The 19,374-nt window shown below is 51.5% G+C and carries 15 protein-coding genes and 1 other RNA gene; 9 read left to right on the forward strand and 7 right to left on the reverse strand.

The features are described from left to right. Positions 1 to 215: 215 nt before the first annotated feature. Positions 216 to 1,058, reverse strand: coding sequence for an alpha/beta fold hydrolase (locus P6574_RS03790; RefSeq protein WP_310619058.1), 843 nt, complete (start codon positions 1,056 to 1,058; stop codon positions 216 to 218). 143 nt (positions 1,059 to 1,201) lie between these two features. Here P6574_RS03790 and P6574_RS03795 point away from each other — a divergent pair, with 143 nt between their 5' ends. Then, a complete protein-coding gene (locus tag P6574_RS03795) occupies positions 1,202 to 2,491 on the forward strand; it encodes an MFS transporter (RefSeq protein ID WP_310619059.1) in 1,290 nt (429 codons plus the stop codon). Positions 2,492 to 2,571: 80 nt separating this feature from the next. Then, positions 2,572 to 3,153 carry an MOSC domain-containing protein gene (locus P6574_RS03800; RefSeq protein ID WP_310619060.1) on the forward strand — a complete coding sequence of 194 codons (582 nt, stop codon included), beginning with the start codon at positions 2,572 to 2,574 and terminating at the stop codon, positions 3,151 to 3,153. 70 nt (positions 3,154 to 3,223) lie between these two features. On the opposite strand, the gene P6574_RS03805 is transcribed toward P6574_RS03800, so the two are convergent. After that, positions 3,224 to 6,817 carry a hydantoinase B/oxoprolinase family protein gene (locus tag P6574_RS03805; RefSeq protein ID WP_310619061.1) on the reverse strand — a complete coding sequence of 1,198 codons (3,594 nt, stop codon included), beginning with the start codon at positions 6,815 to 6,817 and terminating at the stop codon, positions 3,224 to 3,226. Between the two features lie 499 nt (positions 6,818 to 7,316). On the opposite strand from P6574_RS03805, the gene P6574_RS03810 reads away from it, so the two are divergent. Both P6574_RS03810 and P6574_RS03815 read left to right on the forward strand, forming a co-directional pair. Beyond that, entirely contained in the window at positions 7,317 to 8,066 is a 750-nt protein-coding gene (locus P6574_RS03810) for an aspartate/glutamate racemase family protein (RefSeq protein WP_310619062.1), read from the forward strand. Between the two features lie 120 nt (positions 8,067 to 8,186). After that, positions 8,187 to 8,645, forward strand: a complete 459-nt coding sequence (locus tag P6574_RS03815; protein WP_310622100.1) for a winged helix DNA-binding protein — start codon at positions 8,187 to 8,189, stop codon at positions 8,643 to 8,645. Between the two features lie 15 nt (positions 8,646 to 8,660). On the opposite strand, the gene P6574_RS03820 is transcribed toward P6574_RS03815, so the two are convergent. After that, positions 8,661 to 10,748: a putative bifunctional diguanylate cyclase/phosphodiesterase gene (locus P6574_RS03820; protein WP_310619063.1), complete on the reverse strand. Its 2,088-nt coding sequence runs from the start codon at positions 10,746 to 10,748 to the stop codon at positions 8,661 to 8,663. Between the two features lie 211 nt (positions 10,749 to 10,959). Here P6574_RS03820 and P6574_RS03825 point away from each other — a divergent pair, with 211 nt between their 5' ends. The 3 genes from P6574_RS03825 (at position 10,960) to P6574_RS03835 (ending at position 13,153) form a co-directional block, all read left to right on the forward strand. Further along, complete coding sequence (locus tag P6574_RS03825; RefSeq protein WP_310619064.1) at positions 10,960 to 11,655, forward strand: DnaJ family molecular chaperone; 696 nt, start codon at positions 10,960 to 10,962, stop codon at positions 11,653 to 11,655. Continuing rightward, positions 11,652 to 12,416, forward strand: a complete 765-nt coding sequence (locus P6574_RS03830; RefSeq protein WP_310619065.1) for a peptidoglycan recognition protein family protein — start codon at positions 11,652 to 11,654, stop codon at positions 12,414 to 12,416. The genes P6574_RS03825 and P6574_RS03830 overlap by 4 nt, the downstream gene beginning before the upstream one ends. Before the next feature lie 251 nt (positions 12,417 to 12,667). After that, complete coding sequence (locus P6574_RS03835) at positions 12,668 to 13,153, forward strand: lytic transglycosylase domain-containing protein (RefSeq protein ID WP_310619066.1); 486 nt, start codon at positions 12,668 to 12,670, stop codon at positions 13,151 to 13,153. A gap of 252 nt (positions 13,154 to 13,405) precedes the next feature. Here the strand turns inward: P6574_RS03835 and P6574_RS03840 are convergent, their stop codons facing one another. The 3 genes from P6574_RS03840 to P6574_RS03850 form a co-directional block, all read right to left on the reverse strand. Continuing rightward, entirely contained in the window at positions 13,406 to 14,158 is a 753-nt protein-coding gene (locus tag P6574_RS03840; RefSeq protein WP_310619067.1) for a pyridoxamine 5'-phosphate oxidase family protein, read from the reverse strand. Positions 14,159 to 14,321: 163 nt separating this feature from the next. Continuing rightward, positions 14,322 to 14,822 carry a hypothetical protein gene (locus tag P6574_RS03845; RefSeq protein ID WP_310619068.1) on the reverse strand — a complete coding sequence of 167 codons (501 nt, stop codon included), beginning with the start codon at positions 14,820 to 14,822 and terminating at the stop codon, positions 14,322 to 14,324. 109 nt (positions 14,823 to 14,931) lie between these two features. Beyond that, the gene (locus P6574_RS03850) at positions 14,932 to 16,326 is read right to left on the reverse strand and encodes an MFS transporter (protein ID WP_310619069.1); all 1,395 of its coding nucleotides are present in this window, start codon (positions 16,324 to 16,326) and stop codon (positions 14,932 to 14,934) included. A gap of 216 nt (positions 16,327 to 16,542) precedes the next feature. Between P6574_RS03850 and pdxR the strand changes: the two genes are divergently transcribed. Then, positions 16,543 to 17,964 (forward strand): MocR-like pyridoxine biosynthesis transcription factor PdxR, encoded by a 1,422-nt coding sequence (gene pdxR / locus P6574_RS03855; protein WP_310619070.1) that lies wholly within the window; start codon positions 16,543 to 16,545, stop codon positions 17,962 to 17,964. 55 nt (positions 17,965 to 18,019) lie between these two features. Further along, positions 18,020 to 18,415, forward strand: an RNA gene (rnpB, locus tag P6574_RS03860) — RNase P RNA component class A. 73 nt (positions 18,416 to 18,488) lie between these two features. Here rnpB and P6574_RS03865 read toward each other — a convergent pair. Further along, positions 18,489 to 19,091 (reverse strand): hypothetical protein, encoded by a 603-nt coding sequence (locus tag P6574_RS03865; protein ID WP_310619071.1) that lies wholly within the window; start codon positions 19,089 to 19,091, stop codon positions 18,489 to 18,491. Positions 19,092 to 19,374: the final 283 nt, after the last annotated feature.

Raw genomic sequence — 19,374 nt, forward strand, 5'->3', positions numbered from 1 at the left:
GGGCCATGGAAGGGGGTTTGGCAGGTCATGAAATATTCTTGAAAATGCGTGGCAGAGTGTTGGAGAGAAAAATCCCCGCCATCATACACGGAACGAACATGGGTAGGTTAATGTTGAGCCTGTGCAGGCCTCCACTCACGGGTTCAGGAATAGAATATTAAAGTTTGTACAAAGGGGTGTTTTCTCAGTCTTGGGAAGGTGTGTATGGGGCCGAACTACTGTTCGATAAACTGGCGTATGGCGGCAGCGTATTCCCCCGGCGCTTGAAAAAGAGCGAAGTGGCTGACACGGGGCAGGGTGAGAAAGCTTGAATTGGGAATGAGGTTTGCAATCATTTTGGCATGGTCCAGCAATATTGCTTCTTCATACTTACTTTGCACGACGAGCGTGGGCACTGTCACAGTTTTTAACCCTTCGGCATTCACCGGCTTCGGGGTATCCCACATGGCGGTAAGAGACGCTGAGAAATTCTCAAACCCGTTGGGGGTGGGGGACATTGCAGCGTAGTCAGCTGCCATCATATCTATATAACTGGCAAAAACGGGGTTCTCTAAAGTAGAAGGGTCCACGCCTTCGTGTGCAATATGACCTGCATGGGCAAAATGGCTCGCCAGACGTTCTGGATTGCTCTGCGAAATGATATAGCCAATACATGCGCCATCCGACCAGCCCACAAGGTGAACCTTGTCGATGGAAAGATGATCGAGAAGAGCGATGTAATCCTTGGCCAACAAGGGATAGGTGTACACACTCCCATCGTTATTAGTGCGCCCATGCCCCCGTGAATCGGCTACAATAACTCGGTAGTTTTCCATCAGGTTTTTGACTTGTTCCGACCAAATGTCTGCGTGCGCCAATCCGCCATGAATGAGGAGAATGGGAGGCCCCTCCGCGTCCCCATAGATCGCATGGTACATTTTGATGCCATTAATTGTAAGTGTTCCGCTGGCTGCCGCCTGTGGCATATTGGAGGCCCTTGGAATACTCAGCCAACGCTCTTCAATGGGCGTTGCAGGGGCTACTGCTTTTATCTGTTCGGTAATCGTTTTCTTCGACATATGCATGTCCAATTCAAGAGAACACGAGTGTCTAATAGATAAGGGTTGGAAGGGTATAAGAGAAGAGTGTAGGCGCTTCCCATGAGACTTTTAGTTTGTGAAGTGTTTCATGAGAAAAAACAAGCTTACCGAAGGCCGGAAAAATGGCAAAATCTCCTAGGAAGTTAAGATTCCGTTCTGTCTTTGCTGCAGCCTGTGGTAACATTCTTGAATGGTATGATTTTACAGTCTACAGCTTCTTGGCCCCAACGCTGGCCTCACAGTTCTTTCCTTCAAACGATCATACAGCCTCGCTCCTGTCGGCCTTTGCGGTTCTTGCAGTAGGGTATGCGGCAAGGCCAGTTGGCAGTGTAATATTTGGACACCTTGGGGACCGGTGGGGGCGAAAGCCGGTCCTGATCCTCTCGGTTGTTATTATGGGGGGAAGCTCGGTCAGCATTGCATTGCTGCCGACCCATGAGCAGATTGGCGTCGCCGCAGCTGTTTTGCTTGTAATCATCCGAGTTGTGCAAGGTATTTCGGTTGCCGGAGAGTACACGGCCTCGGGTGTTTTGCTGGTAGAGCAGGCGGCAGAGGGACAAAAGGTTCTGGCAGGGTCCTGGGTGGCCTGCGCAATGATAATTGGGTGCGTACTTGGGGCGGCTGTTCCCACAGTTGTCAGTTGGTTCTTAAGTGAAAGCCAGCTGGTGAGCTGGGGGTGGCGCATTCCCTTTTTTCTTGGGGGCGGTGTTGCCTTCCTCAGTATGCTTTTACGCCGCTCGCTCACCGAGAGCCGCCCGGAACTGGAGGAAGACGGTCAAAGCCCCGCGCTGCAGACATTGATGAAGCACCCTATGCTTCTTGTTGAGATGATTGTGCTTCTCTCGCCATCCGCTGTCCTTTATTTTGTAACCTTTGTTTTTGCGATCTCCTCAATGGGGAGTGAGCAATATTTTACCACCTCGCAAGCGCTGGATATCTCCACGCTTAACCTGATTGTCCTTGCCATATCCATTCCTGTCATTGGGCATATTACGGACAAGGTAGGCATTCGGCCCGTTCTTATTTTCTCTAGTGTTGTAATGATAATTATCATTGTTCCAAGCTGGTGGCTGATGCACAGGCCGGATTTGGGCTTGGTCTTCATTGGCCAATTTGCTCTGGCCATCATAAATGCCCCGCTTTATGCACTTTCTGTGTCCGTGTTGACGCTAATGGCACCAGCGCATCTTCGTTGTAGTACAGTCGCTATTGCCTACAATATTTGCATGGCGGTGTTTGGCGGGACGACCCCTATGGTGATCACCTACCTGATCCGGCAGAGCGGAGATATTTACATACCGACCTATTATGTACTCACCACATCCGTGATCGCCCTTTTGGTCATCTGGCGCGTCCCTATGCATATCAATCGCTCAATTCAAGCGGAAAGAGTGCGGGTGGAGCAGACTTGATCAGGAAAGGCGTAAATTTAACTTGAATAGAGCCTTGCAAATCAGGTCGGAGCTTCTACCTCAGGGTTATGGAGGTGATTATGGCAACTTTAAAGAAAGAGACCTGCCTAGGTCAGGTTCAGTATATTGGCAGCCAAGTAAACCGCAAAGACACTTTGGAAACGACTGAAGTGGATTTGGCCAGCTTTGATCTGGGCGGGATGGTGGGAGACAGCCACAATGGAATTGAGCGCGCGTCTTGTGTACGCATGATGCCGCTTTATCCAGTTGGAACGCCTTTGAAAAATGCCCGGCAGCTATCAGCGGTAAGTACAGAAGAGTTGCAGGCAATAGCGAACGAGATGAAAATTGCTGCCATAGACCCTGTTTGGCTGGGCGCGAATATCTGTATTTCGAGCATACCCTCTCTGTCTTTGCTGCCTCCATCCACGCGGCTGGTTTTTGAAAGTGGAATGACAATGGTCATAGACTTGGAAAACACCCCGTGCCCGCAACCGGAGTGGGTTATGTCCCAGTATACCGACAGCTTCCAAGTGCCATTTGTAAAAGCGGCGAAACACAAAAGAGGTGTTTGCGGCTGGGTAGAGCGGGCAGGTGATGTTAAACTTGGAGATAGCGTGGAGGTCTGGACACCTAAACAACCGGTATGGCCTAAAACGTGACTCAATAGATATAAAATGCCCCCTAAGAAAAACTCAGGGGGCATTTTATTAAGTGCTTAAGGTCCTCACGCTACTCCCCCCAGCCACCGCTTGTGGGGGTGGTGACGGTAACAGCTTCTCCAGCTTCCAGAACCGTGTGGTCACACCCGAGAAGGGTTTGCACCTTGCCGTTTTTTCTGCGCACGGTGGTTTTGCCGAGCTGACCATCGCCACCGCCCGCTAAACCCTTGGGGTGCAAGGTTCGATGGGAAGAGAGGATGGCGCAGTCCATTTCCTCCAGAAAGCGGATCGTTCTTTGGGTGCCGTTGCCAGCGTGCCATTCACCCCTGCCGCCGGACTTCTCCCTTATGTGGAAGTCTTCCAGCACCACAGGGTAGCGGTACTCCAGAATTTCGGGATCCGTGAGCCTTGAGTTGGTCATGTGTACGTGGACTGCATCTGCCCCGTTAAAACCGGGGCCGGCGGGGGCACCGGAACATAAGGTCTCATAGTACTGGTAGCGTTCGTTGCCGAAGGTGAGATTGTTCATGGAGCCTTGCGAATTTGCCATGGCTCCTAGGGCGGCAAACAGGGCGTTGGTTACATGCTGGGAGGTCTCTACATTTCCTGCAACAACTGCGGCAGGGTAGTGAGGGCGCAGCATGCACCCTTCGGGCACCACAATGTTGATGGGGCGCAGGCATCCGGCATTCATGGGGATGTTGTCTTCCACCATTACGCGGAAACAATAAAGAACAGCGGCACGGGTCACCGGTTCGGGAGCGTTGAAGTTGTTGGGCTGCATGGGGCTGGTGCCGGTGAAGTCTACGGTTGCCTCACGCTTTGCCTTGTCCACGCGGATTTTAACTTTGATAAGCGCCCCTTGATCCGTGGGGTATTCGTAGTGGCTGTCTGTGAGGGCCTCGATTACCCGGCGTACGCTTTCCTCGGCATTGTCCTGCACATGACCCATATAGGCCTCTACTGTTTCCAGCCCGAACTGGTCGATCATCTTGCGCAGCTCTCGCACACCTTTCTCGTTGGCGGCGATTTGAGCTTTCAGGTCGGCAATGTTTTGCGTCACATTGCGCACGGGGTAGGGGTGCTTGGTGAGAAGGTCCACCAGCTTCTTTTCCTGAAATCTCCCACGGCTGACCAGTTTGAAATTGTCGATGAGTACGCCTTCCTCTTCCACCGTGGTGGCAAGGGGCGTCATGGAGCCGGGGGCCGAGCCGCCCACATCCGCATGGTGGCCGCGAGAGGCAGCCCAGAACAGGATTTCCTTGTCCTCATCATCAAAAACCGGCGAGACCACCGTTATATCAGGCAGGTGAGTGCCGCCGTTATAGGGGGCGTTGAGGGCGAACACGTCCCCCGGTTTGATCTTGCCTTTGTTGAGATTGATGATTGTCTCTACCGAGCGGTCCATGGAACCAAGGTGCACGGGCATGTGCGGGGCGTTGGCAACAAGGGCACCTTGCCTGTCAAAAATGGCGCAGGAGAAATCCAGCCGTTCCTTGATGTTCACCGAATAGGCGGTGTTTTGCAAGGTCACGCCCATTTGCTCGGCAATGGACATGAACAGGTTATTAAACACCTCCAGCATGATCGGGTCAGCCTCGGTGCCAACAGCTTTGGTGCGCTCCAAAAGTTCGGTACGCTTCAAAATCACATGGTTGCGGCTGTTTACTCTGGCGCTCCAGCCTGCTTCCACAACGATAGTTGCATGGGGTTCCATGATGAGGGCCGGGCCGGAGAGGTACATGCCCGGTGTGAGGTTCTCGCGGGCGTATATGTTTGCCATACGCCACTGGCCACCTTCGAAAATGCGCGTGGTTTCCTGAGATGCCGCTTGCTGTTCGACAATGGGAGAGCGGGGCTCGCTCAAGGATGCTCCACCACCCACGGCTTCGATCTCGACCGCCTCCACTACAATGGTTTTGTCCTCATAGGCAAAGCCGAATTGTTTTTTATGGGCTTTGGTAAAGGCGTCGATCATGGGGACAGTATTGAACGCGTCCAGATCCACGGGGATGGGGGTATCGGTGCCATCATAGCGCAGGTGCGCTTTGGCGATGATTTGAATGCCCTCATCCGGTACGCCTTGAGATCTCACTTCCTTGACCGCATCTTTGCGCAGTTCGGTTTTGAGTGCCAGCAGCTCACCCAGAACGGAGCGGATCAGCGGCTTGATGATTGCCTTCTGGCGGGTTGCACGAATGTTGGCAAGGCCCATGCCATAGGCGGACAGAATGCCGGAGAGGGGGTGGACAATTACGTTGGTCATGCCAAGGCTATCGGCCACCATGCACGCGCTTTGCCCGCCCGCACCGCCAAAACAGGTGAGTGCGTACTGGGTTACGTCATAGCCGCGTTGGACAGAGATTTTTTTTATGGCGTTGGCCATATTTTCAACGGCGATTTTCTGGAAACCCTCGGCAACTTCTTCAGATGTGGAACCTACTTGGATTGCAAGTTCTTCAAAGGCACCGCGAACGCTTTGAGTGTCCAGTGACTGGTCTTGATTGGGACCAAAGATTTTCGGGAAGTGATCTGTGTTCAGCTTGCCAGTCATCAAGTTGGCATCTGTCACCGTGAGGGGGCCGCCGCGCCGGTAGCACATGGGGCCGGGGTTGGCACCAGCTGAATCAGGGCCCACCTGAAAACGCCCTTCCTTGTAATGAAGGATTGACCCGCCGCCTGCGGCAACCGTGTGGATCATCATCATGGGCGCGCGCATGCGCACACCTGCAACCTCTGTTTCAAAGGCGCGCTCGAATTCCCCTTCGAAGTGGGAAACATCGGTGGAGGTGCCGCCCATATCGAAACCGATGATCCTGTCAAATCCGGCCATTTTGGAGGTTTCGACAGCACCCACAACGCCGCCAGCGGGGCCGGAAAGGATCGCGTCTTTTCCCTGAAACAGCCGCGCGTCGGTGAGACCGCCCGAGGATTGCATGAATGACAGGCGGCAGCCGGAGTTTTCAAGGTCCAGCTCTTTGGAGACCTGCTCCACGTAGCGGCGCAGGATAGGCGAGAGGTATGCATCCACCACCGTGGTGTCACCGCGTCCCACCAGCTTGATGAGCGAAGAAACTTCATGGGAAACGGAAATTTGCGGGAAACCGATTTTTTTTGCCACCGCTTTGATGCGCTTTTCGTGCTCTGGATAGGCGTAGGCATGCATGAGAACAATGGCAAGCGAGCGGTAGCCCTTGCTATGGGCGAACTGCAAATGGCGCTGGACTGTTTCCAGATCCGGTGTTTCTTCCACCGCCCCATCGGCACGGACCCGCTCGTCCACCTCTATCACATGATCATAGAGCAAATCTGGCTTGATGATTTCCTTGGCAAAAATGTCGGGGCGGGCCTGATAGCCGATTGCCAAGGCGTCGTGGAATCCCTTTGTTATGAGAAGTGCCGTCCGCTCGCCCTTACGCTCCAGAAGGGCATTGGTGGCAACGGTGGTGCCCATTTTGATATTGGCTATTTTTTCAGAAGGAATACGATCTTTTCGAGAGATGCCAAGCAAGTCCCGAATGCCCTGAAGGGCGGCATCTTTGTAGGCTTCGGGGTTTTCTGAGAGCACTTTGTGGGCGTGGATTTCTCCGCTTGGGGTGCGGGCGACGATGTCTGTAAATGTGCCGCCCCGATCAATCCAGAAATCCCACTTTTGTGCTGTCATTGTTTCGCCCCACCTGAATTATTAGATTAGTTGAATAATACCTATAAAATATCGATAATTTGTCAATGTAATTTCCGTTGAGTGGACTGGCTTCAAGCTTCTATACCACCGTGTCTTTTAAAGTCTGGTTTAGGACCAAAGAGTAATTGAGTGGGTATTTCTAAAAGAGTTTCTGGTCTGGAGTTGTTGCAAGAAGAAAGCGATTCGAAATAAAATTATATTTCATTTGCTTTCTCACTGCGAAAAATGAAACTGCTTGTTTTTAGGTCAAACAAAGAAAAATGTGGCTAAATAACGTTATCTATTAGTGAAATTTCATTGGTAACTTTTGAGAAAGCTCTTTTAATCACATTGATTTACAGGTTTTTACCTATTGTTCTTGAAGAATGCAAAAAAATGTATCTAAATTGTCATTATCGATAATGTGATGGTAATTATTGGAATGGGCGCAAGGGGCGGCACTTGAAAGGCTCTTTGGAACGGCTCTAAGGAAATTAAGATGATGAGAACGATGACAGGGTATGGCGCTGGCTCCGTGCGTAACTTTGTTCTAAGACAGCCTGCCAAGCTTGGCGTTCTTACATTGGAGACGAGAATTCCGATGATCCCCGGTGACATCGCGAATCCTGAATATTTCGAGTTTCCGGTTCTGCACGAGGTGGTGAGAGGTGCCAGTGCTTCCCGTGTGATTGTGGAAGCAGATCCGTCTTTGGTGGAATCGTTTGTTGAAGCCGGGCGGCGTTTGGTTGAACGCGGTGCGGCGGGCCTTGTGACTTCCTGCGGCTTTTTGAGCCTGTTCCAGCGCGAAATCTCCAAAGCCCTTCCTGTTCCTGTCGCCACATCTTCGCTTTTACAAATCCCATCCATTCAGGCAATCTTGCCCGATGATCAGTGTGTTGGTGTGCTTACAGTGAGCGCCGACGATTTGACGCCCCGCCACTTTCAGTCCGCTGGATGTCATGGAAGCTTGCCGGTGGGCGGTGTGGATCCTCTGGGTGAGTTTGCCAGTGTATTTTTGGGTAATACCCGCCGCGTGAATTGGGATCAGGCGGAGATGGACCTGATTGATGCCGCTTTGGCCCTTCAAGCGGGCTACCCCAATATGGGGGCCATTGTTCTGGAGTGCTCCTCCATGGTGCCGTTTGCCCCTGCCATACAAGCGGCCGTTGATATTCCTGTTTATTCCTTCGACACACTGGTGCGCTGGTTCTATTGTAGCTTACAAGCTAAAGTTTATACAGAAAACTAGATCCCACAGCACAAGGACGCTGCTTTGAGTGCCAAGTCTGATGCTGGTGCAAACAGACCAGAAAACGAGCGAACCGGTTTTGGTCCGGTTGTCTCTGCCGCCCATCTGGCCGATGGAAAAATGCCCGCCCTTTCTGAAATTGAATTTGCCGTAACCATGATGGTGAACGCCTATCACCGCTGGATGGTGCGCTGCATGGCGGCGGTGGGGCAAGAGGGACTTTCGCCACTGGAAACCCTTGTCCTTCATTCCATCAACCATCGGGGTAAGCCAAAAACACAGGCGGACCTTTGCCTGATTTTGAATATAGAAGACACACACACGGTTTCCTATGCCCTTAAGAAGCTACAAAAAGCAGGACTGGTTTCTGCTGGCAAGCGCGGAAAAGAGAAAACGGTTCAGATAACCCCTGACGGGGAAGCGCTCTGTATGCATTATAAAGAGCTGCGAGAAGCTTTACTTATCTCTCCCTTGAAAGAGCTGGGGCTGGATGAGGGGGAGCTTTCCCGCTTGGCTGCAACCTTGCGCAGTGTCTCGGGCCACTATGACCAAGCGGCGCGTGCAGCGGCTGCCATGTAAACCGGTGGGGCCGGATCAGGCACTTAAGGCTGTCACATGGGTGTGGGGTTTTACACACCGTACATTGGCGGCGGGGTCCAGCGGATCAACCGGACCAGGCCGTCCGAAGTAAAAGCCCTGCACCTGATGGCACCCACTGTCTTTTAATATGGCTGCTTGCCGTTCATTTTCCACGCCCTCGGCGGTAATGATCACATCTAGAGACTGGCCAAGGCCCACAATGGCAAGGATGATTGCATCTGCATGATTTTCCTGCCCGATATTGGTGATAAAGCTTCGGTCAATCTTGATTTTGTCGAATGGAAAGCGGGAGAGGTAACTCAAGCTGGAGTATCCGGTTCCAAAGTCATCCATGGCAACGGAAACACCAATTTCACGAATGATATTTAAAGATTCGATGACGCTTTCCGTATCTGAAATCAGTAGGTTTTCGGTTATTTCAATTTCCAGCCGTTCTGGTGGCAGGCCGCTAAGGGCGAGCGAGCGGGTTACATTCTTTTCTGTCTTGCCAAATTTGAATTGCGCAGGTGAAAAGTTAACGGAGACTTTTAAAGTCGGGTCCTGCCAAAGGGCCGCATCATAACAGGCCTGCTGGAGGACATATTCGCCAAGCTCTTCAATAAGGACAGATTCTTCGGCAATGGGAATGAACTCATCTGGCTCGATCCAGCCTCTTGTGGGGTGTTCCCACCGTATAAGCGCTTCAAAACCTTCCAGCCGTTTGCTGCGTAAATTCACCTGTGGCTGATACTCAACAGTGAGCTCGCTGGTTTTCAGGGCTTTGCGAAGGTCTTCTTCAATCTCCCGCCGCCGTTCCAGATCCTCATCCATGGTCGTGTTATACCATGTGGCGGTGGAACGCCCTTGGGCCTTGGACTTATATAAAGCCAGATCAGCGCAATGGAGCAGGCGTGAAGGTTTCCATGTGGCATCTGTTGCCATGGCCACGCCCATTGAAAGGGAGATGTTCAACCGCTTTCCATTGATGATGCAAGGGGGACCTGCGACGGCTTGCATACGCTTTATCAATGCGCTCACGTCTTCCCGTTTGGAAACGCCTTCAATGAGAACCGCAAATTCATCTCCCGCAAGGCGTGCCACAAGGTAGTTGCCGAAAACCATGCGCAGGCGATCCGCGATCACTTGCAGGAAAATGTCTCCCGCCGCATGGCCGTAGGTGTCATTCACCGCTTTGAATTTGTCCACATCAATGGATACCAGAAATAGATCGGAAGCGGTGCTGTGGGCTTTGCGCAGGGAAGCTTTCAATTGATCGGAAAAGACTGCGCGGTTGGGCAGGCGGGTGAGGGGGTCGTGGTGTGCCAGAAACCGGATGGTTTTCGACGTCTTCCACCGGTCGCGCATGTGCTTCCATATGAAGCCTATGGATACCAGAGCCAGAAGAAGAACAACACCGAAGCCTGCGCTGGATGTGAGGGAAAGAGAGCGAATAAAGGAACTGTTTGAAATAACGGGCTTGGCACAAAAAAGGAACCCGCCAAGAACTTGCAGGTTTTCCCCCCTCATGTTGCCATAGGGAATAATGGAAGTGAAAACGGGTGCCCGAACTTTGAAGGGGCTGAAATCTGAGAAAAACTGGGGTACGCCCGTCTCCAAGGCTTGCTGCCAATAATAGGGGGATTTGGGAGAATCTGTCAGTTCATGGTGATGGATACCTGAATCTGGAGGAAAGGTTGATTGGCCGATTTCATTTTTATTCCGATCATATGCAGTGATGTGAAAATGAGGAAAGGTTTGGGCCAGCTGCTGAGTGATCTCTTTCAGGTCATCCTGTGTGATCTGGTTGTCCGGCTGTGAGGGAACCTTGCTGAGGCCGCGCAGTTTTAAAGGAGTACTGGCCACCAAAGGGGGCCTTTGGAGGTCCTCTAGAGCAGCAGCCGGGTTTGGGCCGGTGAACCCTTTGCGTGCACGGTGATGGAAAATAACGACGCTGGCCGTTTCCAGTTGGCGCTCTGTTTCACTTTTATACAAAGTATATATGGCGACTTGATCAATAGCATAGAAGGAGGCGGCAAGTAGCATTAACGCGGTGAGGGCTACCGAGGCATAAACGGCGGTTCTGAACGGTGGCATGGGTTCCATCGTATGTCCGTCTCCGATGAAATGCATTGTGCCAAAGGCCAATACGAAAAAGAGCTTCTAATAGGGTTGGTTTTTCAAATAGTGTTTTGTTTGTGAATCTACCTATGATTGTAGGTGTCATTTTTATCTCAGGTCAATAGCTTGGCTCAATAACTGGGGGTGACGCCTATGATATCTCGCGGATTCTCTGTGTTTGGGATATGGTCAATCTATGAGTATATGGACCCGTCTTTCTAATATTGTCGGTTTGCTGCAGCAGGGCAGCAGCCACGTTCTCGAGCTCTTGCAATCTATGATTCGAGCGGCTGAGGAGGAGCGTCGCTCCTTGGCGTTTACCGTGGCCATGATTGCCCTTTCCGCTAAAATGGCCAAGGCGGACGGGGTGGTGACGACTGACGAAGTGCTGGCGTTTCGCGATTTGTTCGATATTCCGGAAAAAGAAGAGCGCAATGTGGCGCGCTTGTTCAACCTTGCCCAGCAGGATGTAGCGGGCTTTGAAGCCTATGCGACCAAGCTGTTTGAGCTGTTTTCTGAAGATGAGGCAACGCGGATTGATATCCTTGATGGGTTGTTCCACATCGCCAAGGCCGATGGTATTTTGCACAGGTGCGAGGATGCCTATCTGGCACGTATTGCCGAGATTTTTCAGATCGACCCAGTGGCCTATTCCAGAATCAAGGCCCGCCATATCCGGTCTTCTGGAAGTGACCCCTATTTAATATTGGGTATATCTGCCGATGCCAGCGATGATGAAATCCGTAGGCACTACCGGCAGGAAGTCCGGCAAACCCACCCTGATCAACTTATAGGGCGCGGCGTGCCGGAAGAGTTTGTTAAAATTGCAAGTGATCGCCTTGCTTCCCTCAACACTGCCTATGAGCAGATCTGCGCGGAACGTGGACTATGAATAAAAAAGTAGAATGTACTGTGCCAGCACGCTTGCACCCATCCCCGAACCATAACGAGCGGGGGGAGGCTGCCATTGATATGATCATTCTTCATTATACCGGTATGGATACGGCAGAACTGGCTATATCCAGATTGTGTGATCCGCGGGCAGAAGTCTCCTGTCATTATCTGATCCATGAAGATGGCGGTATTTTGCAAATGGTACCGGAAAGCAGGCGGGCCTGGCATGCTGGAAAAGCGAGCTGGAAGGGTCAGACCAATATTAATGAGCGCAGTATTGGTATCGAGGTGGTAAATGCGGGGCATGCGCGGGGCGTTCCTGACTATCCGCAGGTGCAAGTTGATGCGGTGATCGCACTGGTGAAAGACATTGGAGCGCGTCATGCCATTGCACCGGAGCGGGTGCTGGGGCACTCCGATGTGGCACCTTCACGCAAAGAGGATCCGGGCGAGCACTTTCCGTGGGACCAGCTGGCAGCTGCCAACATCGGCCACTATATAAAGCCAGTGGAAATTAACAGTTCCTCTTTCTTTCAGCTGGGTGATGAGGGGCAGCCTGTGGAGGCCATCCAGTCTCTTCTTGGCCTGTATGGATACGATGTCATGCCCACAGGCGTTTATGACACGGCGACTTTTGATGCGGTTACCGCGTTTCAGCGCCATTATAGACCAAAAGTGGTGGACGGGATTGCCGATGCTCAGACAATTGCCACCCTTCATGCCCTATTGGCGGCCCTTCCAAAGCTGGGTGAACGTTAGGGCATCAGTAAAATACGGTAACATCCTCGTGAGGATCATTACGTAACGGAAGGTCTTAAAGAGGTGCGAGTACGGTCTGATATGAGTCCAAGTTGACCATATTAGGCCGTAATTGAGCCATATTCATATAGGTTTGCCTTAGTAATTCCATAGATTCTGAAATACTTCGTGATCAGACAAATCAGAATCCTGTCACATCTGGCGGCGATAAACCGCCCCGCTCAAAACAAAACGTGTCAGGAATTAACTATATGATCACTTCCATTAAAAAATTTACTATTCATTCTTTTGTTGCTACGGGTCTTTTGCTTGCTGGTGTGGGTGGTGTACTTCCGGTTGTTACAGATGCCGAGGCGGCACCGAAAACAAGTTCCTATGACAAGCTGATCAAGCAAAAAGCAAAGAAGCATGGCGTTCCCCATGACCTTGCCCGGGCTGTTGTGCAGGTGGAAAGCAACTTCAACGCCAAAGCACGGGGCTTGGCTGGTGAAGTTGGCTTGATGCAGATTAAACCGGCTACCGCGCGGGGCATGGGCTACAAGGGCTCCACAAAAGCGCTGTACGCACCAGAGACAAACCTTGAATGGGGCATGAAGTACCTTGCTGGTGCACACAAGAAAGCGGGCGGCAACTTGTGCGGCACAATTCTTCGCTACAACGCTGGCCATGGTGCCAAACGCATGAACAAAATCAGCGCACGTTACTGTCAGCGCGTGAAAGGCATACTGAACAGCTAATTTGGCTGCAAGCGCCTTGGCAGGCGCACACGAGGATACGGGCATCCCACTAAAACGAGTTTAGCAAATGTCTGACCCTCAGGGTCAGAGTGTCTGCAAGGACGCCGGATGGTTGGTTTGGGCAAAATATACCAACCATCCGCCACTCTTTTACAGCGTATCTCCGAAAAATTGATGCTGGCTTTCCGATTAAGGTACGTGCGGGAAATGGGCTAAAACCAAATCACTTTTGGGTGTTTTCCTGAAGTTTGACTAGAGAAACTTTCGCCTAGCGGCAAAAGTGGATTGAGGAATGGCAGTGCCTTTGGGTAGCTTTCCATCATCCAGTGGCTGGCCCATAGCAAGCGTTGTCGGTAGGACACCGGCCCAGACGTCGCCGCCATAATCTTCTGCGTCATCAATTGGACCGCCTTGACGGATTTTCGCGCTGGCATATTCGATATCCAGAGCCAGAACTCCGGTGGCTTTTTGCTCCTTCTCGTTCATGGGACGCGCTTCGTCCCAGCGGCCCGGTAAAAGGTGCTCGGTGATTGCCTTCAAGGCGAATGTGTGCTCGTCAAAGTCGTTCACCAGCCTTGCTCTGCCCTGTAGAACGGCGCTTCTATAGTTACAGCTGTGATGGAATGCCGAGCGGGCGATAACAATGCCATCCACATGGGTGAATGTGGCGCATAGCCATGTGTCGTTTGCAACGCCTTTGATAATGCGCGTGGCTTTTGCCCCGTGCAGGTAAAGCGTGCGCTCGTGAATTGCGAAGGCCATTGGAATAACCATGGGCCTGTCTTCGTTCACAAAGCCGATGTGAGCCACCAGTGAACTTGCCAGAATTGGCTGGATCGTATCCCAGTCATAATCTGCGTACTTGGTGTTGCGTACCCTTGCAAACTTCGGCGGTCTTGACTGCGTGTCCGGGCCTGCGGGTGTTTGGAAACTTTTGTTGTTTTGAACCGTCATCTGATCCTCGGTTTTGAGCACTAATCGGCACATAGGATCAGTATTGCCCAACAAGCTGGTTCCTTAAAGATCCACTTCTGTGGAATTTCTAGGAACCAGTTTGTTGGTGTACTCAACGACTCCCCAAATATAACAGGACAGTTGGCGCTGCTTTAACCTATTGTTTAGCCGCTGAATAAGTCCAATCAAACGGAACGCGCTTTAAGGGGAGCCTCTAACTGTCAGGGCAGCTTTTGGGTAGGGACTGCTCAAAGGGCTTTGAGCTTTTGACCAGATTACTCTGCTTTATCTGCATAGGTATGTAAGGAGGTGTTTGCTGCATGAGGGGTTGTGTCAGATGAAGGACGTAACACCCTGCGAAAACCTGAGTGGCCCCGTCTGTGTGTTCAGCTCTTATGGCGACTGGTAAAGACCAGTAAATACTGCCAGCGGCTCCCTCGGCCTGTGTTTTTCCAAGGATAACTTTCACGTGCTTTGTGGTTTTATAGCCATCAAGCCATGTTTGATAGGGCTCTTTAATGGTGCCAGATTCATGATAGCTGTAGGCGCGGGCGTATTGCTTTGAGTTTATTGCGTTGTAGAGGCTGGCGATAAGGCCTTGCGGGGTGCTGCGGTTGTCTATGTATTTTTCTTCCGCAGATGCGTTGAAGAGCGGATATGTCCAAAATGGCAAGCTCAGCAGAACGATCCAGATGCTTGTTTTTAGTTTTCCCATGGTAATCTCCAGAGTGTCGGTCTGCCCATTAAAAAGGCTCTCCGGTTATTAAACTGTAGGTTTTCTCCGCTTCCTTTGAGGAGAGTAAATACTCTGTGACGAAGGAGCTTCAAGAACCACCGGCCTGATTGATCTCGATCACTATTTTCCTTGGCATCCATGCAAAAACAAGCAGCCAGATCAGCAGGAGTAAGCCGCCAGTGCTGACAAACAGCAGCGTGTAACTTTCAAAAAGTGACAGGACTGCACTGGCGTAGGAAACGTAAACCGCCCCGCCAACCAGCTGGGAGGCAAGGCAAATGCCGCTGGCCTGACCCACTTCATCTCTGGTAACGCTTTCTACAACAGCTTTCCTTGAGGGGACAAAGTGAAATGGAAAAGCTACCCCCCAAAGGATAAGGCCAGGAATGAAAAGCCAGTAAGATTTGAAATAGGCGGCGACCCCGATCAGGGTGAGGGTGATAACACTTATAGCCAGAGTGGAGAGAGCCAGCTTGCGTTCCGGCCACCTATCGGAAATACGGCCGCACCAGATGGATGTGAGCGGAAGGTGAATGAACGCCGGTAACATCGCAAGCCCGCCCCAGAGGGGATTGAGCCCCATCCCGCTTTGCAGAAAAATCGGAACAAAAACCATCGTCGATGTTTGTAGGAACTGTCCTGCAACGATTACCAGATTGTAGGAGGTAAATCCTTTACTCTTAAAAAGAGAGAGATCTATGAAGGATGCTTTTGTTCTTTTTTCTTGTCTGTAGAACACGGCCAAGAGAACTATGCTGATTAATAGTGTACTTCCCGATAGGATGTAGCCCCATCGGACGACCTGTAACATCGCGATGACGCTAAGGCACAGCCCTAGAGTGAACAATAGGCAGCCTGTTAGGTCGAAAGGTTCTCTTTGGGCTGGTCTTGAAGAAAAGACACTTAGACCCTTTGCTTTGTCACGGCCTTTCCAAAGCATGATGAGAGCAATTGCCAGAAGAAGCGGGATATTGAACCAGAAGACCCATCGCCATGATATGGCTTCGGCAACTATGCCACCGGCAACCACACCAAAGGCCATAGCAATACAGCCGATTGCTGTTTGGATACCATAGGCAAACCCATGCTGGTCCGGCTCAAATACATTTGCGATAATAGACAGGCCGCAAGGTAGAAAGAATGCTGCGCCAAGGCCCTGACCTATACGGGCACCAACCATCATTGCGGTATCTTGTGCGGTGGCACACAAGGCGGATGATACTGCAAACAACAGCAGTCCTAAAAAGAAGATGGACTTTTGCCCCAGTATGTCCTCGATACGTCCGAAAACAGCAACTCCCACCGCCAGCACCAGAAAATAGGCGTTGATCACCCAGTGAGAACCAAGCTCTGACAGTCCAATATCTTTGCTCATTGCCGGCAGGATCACGCCTATCACTGTGGAGCCTAGCAGCATGATGGCCAGTATGCAGCCCATTGCCCCCAGAACCCACCATTTACGGCTGGCATCACTTGAGAGCATTCAAATACCTCCTGCGATGCGTGGCCATTTCTGGCTCCCTGTTAGGTGTTGAAGTGATCGGTGTTGGTCACCCCTATGACTATGAGAACTCCCTTAAAATTATGAGAAAGCTCTGACTGGGCCTTACCGCTTAGTCTAAAGTTCTGGCTTACTGCTGGAAATCGAGTAGATTTGGCTCTATAGAAAAAATCCCAAGACACAAAGTATGGTACCAGTTTGCTTGAGTATCTGATCAATCTGGATCGCGTTTCACCCATTCCCCTTTCCAGCCAGATTTACCGCGGGCTTCGTACTGCCATTGTCACTGGCAGGGTAAGGGAAGGAGAGAAGCTTCCCTCATCTCGCAGGCTGAGCAGTAGCCTTGGCGTTTCCCGTAATACTGTAAACAGTGCCTATGAACTGCTTATTGCAGAGGAATTGATCCTTGTGTGCAGCGGGACGGCTCCTGTTGTTCGGGCGCGAGCGGGTGCGTTTGCGGTGGAAGGGGAGCCTTTACCGGTTGCCAAGGCTGGGCGCCTCTCCAAGCGGGGCCAGCAATATGCTTGTGCCAGCCGCTATAAACCAGCGGGAGCACGGGGCGAGCTTATGCGTCCGGGGGAGCCTTCGAAAGAGCTGTTTCCCTATGAACAGTGGGCGCGCTCGTTAAGGCGTGCAGCCCGCATGGTGAAGGGCGGGGTGCTGGGGTATGATCACCGTCAGGGCTTACCAGAGCTGCGGGAGGTGCTGGCCCGATATCTGGCGCAGGAGCGCGGGGTAAAAGCCGTAGCGGAGCAGGTCTTTATATTTCCCAGTGTACAAGCGGCCATTTCGCTAGTGGCACAGTGCTACAGTGACCCGCAGGACCATGCGCTTATGGAAGATCCCGGATACTTGGGGGCACGGGATGCTTTGCAGACCTCTGGCCTCACCATGCATGGATTTAACCCGTCTGAAGGTGTGAAGGCCGCGCCAAGGCAAGCGTATTCCCTTATATACGTGACGCCCTCCCACCAATTCCCGCTGGGCATGCGCATGAGCATGAGGCAGCGGGAGGAACTGGTGGCCTTTGCAGCCCAAACCGGTGCCATGATTTTGGAGGATGATTATGACAGTGAGTTTCTTTGGGAGGGGCGTCCGCTCGTTTCCCTTCAAGGGTTGGGGCAGAGTGATAATATTATCTATCTGGGAACGGCCGCAAAAAGCTTGATGCCCGCCATCAGACTGGCCTATGCGGTGATGCCAGTGGGGCACTTGGAAGAACTACGCACAGCTCACCAGTCCATGGGAATGCTGGGCAATGTACATGCTCAGGCGGCGTTGACTCACTTCATAGAAGAGGGATATTACCGTTCGCATCTTCGCAAAATTCGTGGGGCCTACCAGACAAACGCTGAGATCTTAATGAGTGCTCTACGTGGGAGCTTGGGCAATACGGTAGGGTTTTCAAAACCGGTAGGTGGTTTGCAAATGCCGCTGTTTCTTCCAGAAGAGTGTAATGATGTGGCAATAGCCGATAATCTGAACAGGGCAGGCTTTGGTGTGAACCCTTTGTCTCTTCATTACCTTAGTGCCAAAAAACAGGGGCTGGTGCTGGGATTTTCCGAGCTGAATGCACCCACTGCTCAAACATTTGTGCAGCATTTAAAAGCTCTTCTTTAAAGGAAAGCCTTAAAGAGGCTTGACCTTGGCGGTTACTAGACGTAGGTGAGGCAGGCCAGTCGGTCGGGCGACTGCTGCCACAAGTGCTGAAAGGCCGTGGGGGAGGAAAGTCCGGGCTCCATGGAAAAACGGTGCCGGATAACGTCCGGCGAGGGCGACCTTAGGGAAAGTGCCACAGAAAGCAAACCGCCTTCACATGTGAGGGTAAGGGTGAAAGGGTGAGGTAAGAGCTCACCGCAGCTCTGGCAACAGTGCTGGCATGGTAAACCCCACCGGGAGCAAAACCGAATAGGGGTGGCGCGGAAGCTTGTCTTCCAGTCTTTTTCCAGACCTGACCACCCGGGTTGGTTGCTAGAGGCGCTCAGCAATGGGCGTCCCAGATGAATAGTCGCCGCGTGTGTGCTTTCGGGTGCATGCCATACAAAACCCGGCTTATAGACCGACTGGCATTTTATTCTTTAGTTGTGGTTACGTAATGTGCAAAATCCACCGCAGGACTTGGCCCTGCAGTGTTTTTGCAGGAATTACTTCCTTGTGACTTTACACTTGGCGCTTCTTGGATTGAATGCCCCTAAGCCCTCGTCACTGTCACAGTCAAGAGAATAGGGCTGGGCCACGGTATATTTCATGAACTGGACCTGCCTGCCAAACTTTTGCAGGAGGGTTGCTCTAACCGTATTGATCAGGGCTTGCTCCCTGCTCTTCTTTACATTGGCAATAATCACAACTGTTCCCGGCTTAAAGTCAGCCACGAATGTGCTCTTTCCCATGCTGGTAATGATTTCCCGACCGGGTTCTTTATGTAATGTTCCTGCAAAAGCAAAACGGCCCGAGCGGTTGCTGCGCTTGGATGCAAAGAACAAGGGACCAATGCTGGATTGGATGAGCCTTTGGGAGAGGGCACCAAACTGGAAGTGTTTTGGATCGCAGGATGCAATGTTTGTGTCTTTGTCGATCTCGCAGAAACCCGGCTGACCTTTAAAGTTCACCAAGTCTAAGGGAACGATGAGGTAGTTGGATCTGTTAGAGAAGTTTTTAGGGCCTTGGGATGGGCCTCTTGGTGCGCTGGTCTGGCAGCCCGTGATAAATAGCAGGGTTGCTGCCACAATGAGAATTCTTGAAAGCATAGTGATACTTTTTTTCGTTTTTGATGAACAAATTCAGTATAGGGGGCAGGAAAGGTTAACAACTGTTAATAAACAGCATCCACTTTATAATTGAAAGGATGATACTTCCTATGAGTGCGATGATGTGGAAAATATACCATAGATTTAAATTAGCTGAAGCTATGACATCATCTTTGTTTTCTTAGTGGCTGACTGTAAAGCTGTGGGGAAAATCTATCCAAACGAGCAGTACTTGAAATCTTTAGCCTGTTTGTATCAAGTATTTCAGTAGGTTCAGCGAGAA

It is taken from the genome of Pseudovibrio sp. M1P-2-3 (genome assembly GCF_031501865.1).
GTDB classification, from domain to species: domain Bacteria; phylum Pseudomonadota; class Alphaproteobacteria; order Rhizobiales; family Stappiaceae; genus Pseudovibrio; species Pseudovibrio corallicola.

Bases quoted from the DNA above. Each gene is read 5' to 3' on its own strand.
- P6574_RS03790 (WP_310619058.1), bottom strand. From the start codon at position 1,058: ATGTCGAAGAAAACGATTACCGAACAGATAAAAGCAGTAGCCCCTGCA.
- P6574_RS03795 (WP_310619059.1), top strand. From the start codon at position 1,202: ATGGCAAAATCTCCTAGGAAGTTAAGATTCCGTTCTGTCTTTGCTGCA.
- P6574_RS03800 (WP_310619060.1), top strand. From the start codon at position 2,572: ATGGCAACTTTAAAGAAAGAGACCTGCCTAGGTCAGGTTCAGTATATT.
- P6574_RS03805 (WP_310619061.1), bottom strand. From the start codon at position 6,817: ATGACAGCACAAAAGTGGGATTTCTGGATTGATCGGGGCGGCACATTT.
- P6574_RS03810 (WP_310619062.1), top strand. From the start codon at position 7,317: ATGATGAGAACGATGACAGGGTATGGCGCTGGCTCCGTGCGTAACTTT.
- P6574_RS03815 (WP_310622100.1), top strand. From the start codon at position 8,187: ATGCCCGCCCTTTCTGAAATTGAATTTGCCGTAACCATGATGGTGAAC.
- P6574_RS03820 (WP_310619063.1), bottom strand. From the start codon at position 10,748: ATGGAACCCATGCCACCGTTCAGAACCGCCGTTTATGCCTCGGTAGCC.
- P6574_RS03825 (WP_310619064.1), top strand. From the start codon at position 10,960: ATGAGTATATGGACCCGTCTTTCTAATATTGTCGGTTTGCTGCAGCAG.
- P6574_RS03830 (WP_310619065.1), top strand. From the start codon at position 11,652: ATGAATAAAAAAGTAGAATGTACTGTGCCAGCACGCTTGCACCCATCC.
- P6574_RS03835 (WP_310619066.1), top strand. From the start codon at position 12,668: ATGATCACTTCCATTAAAAAATTTACTATTCATTCTTTTGTTGCTACG.
- P6574_RS03845 (WP_310619068.1), bottom strand. From the start codon at position 14,822: ATGGGAAAACTAAAAACAAGCATCTGGATCGTTCTGCTGAGCTTGCCA.
- P6574_RS03850 (WP_310619069.1), bottom strand. From the start codon at position 16,326: ATGCTCTCAAGTGATGCCAGCCGTAAATGGTGGGTTCTGGGGGCAATG.
- P6574_RS03865 (WP_310619071.1), bottom strand. From the start codon at position 19,091: ATGCTTTCAAGAATTCTCATTGTGGCAGCAACCCTGCTATTTATCACG.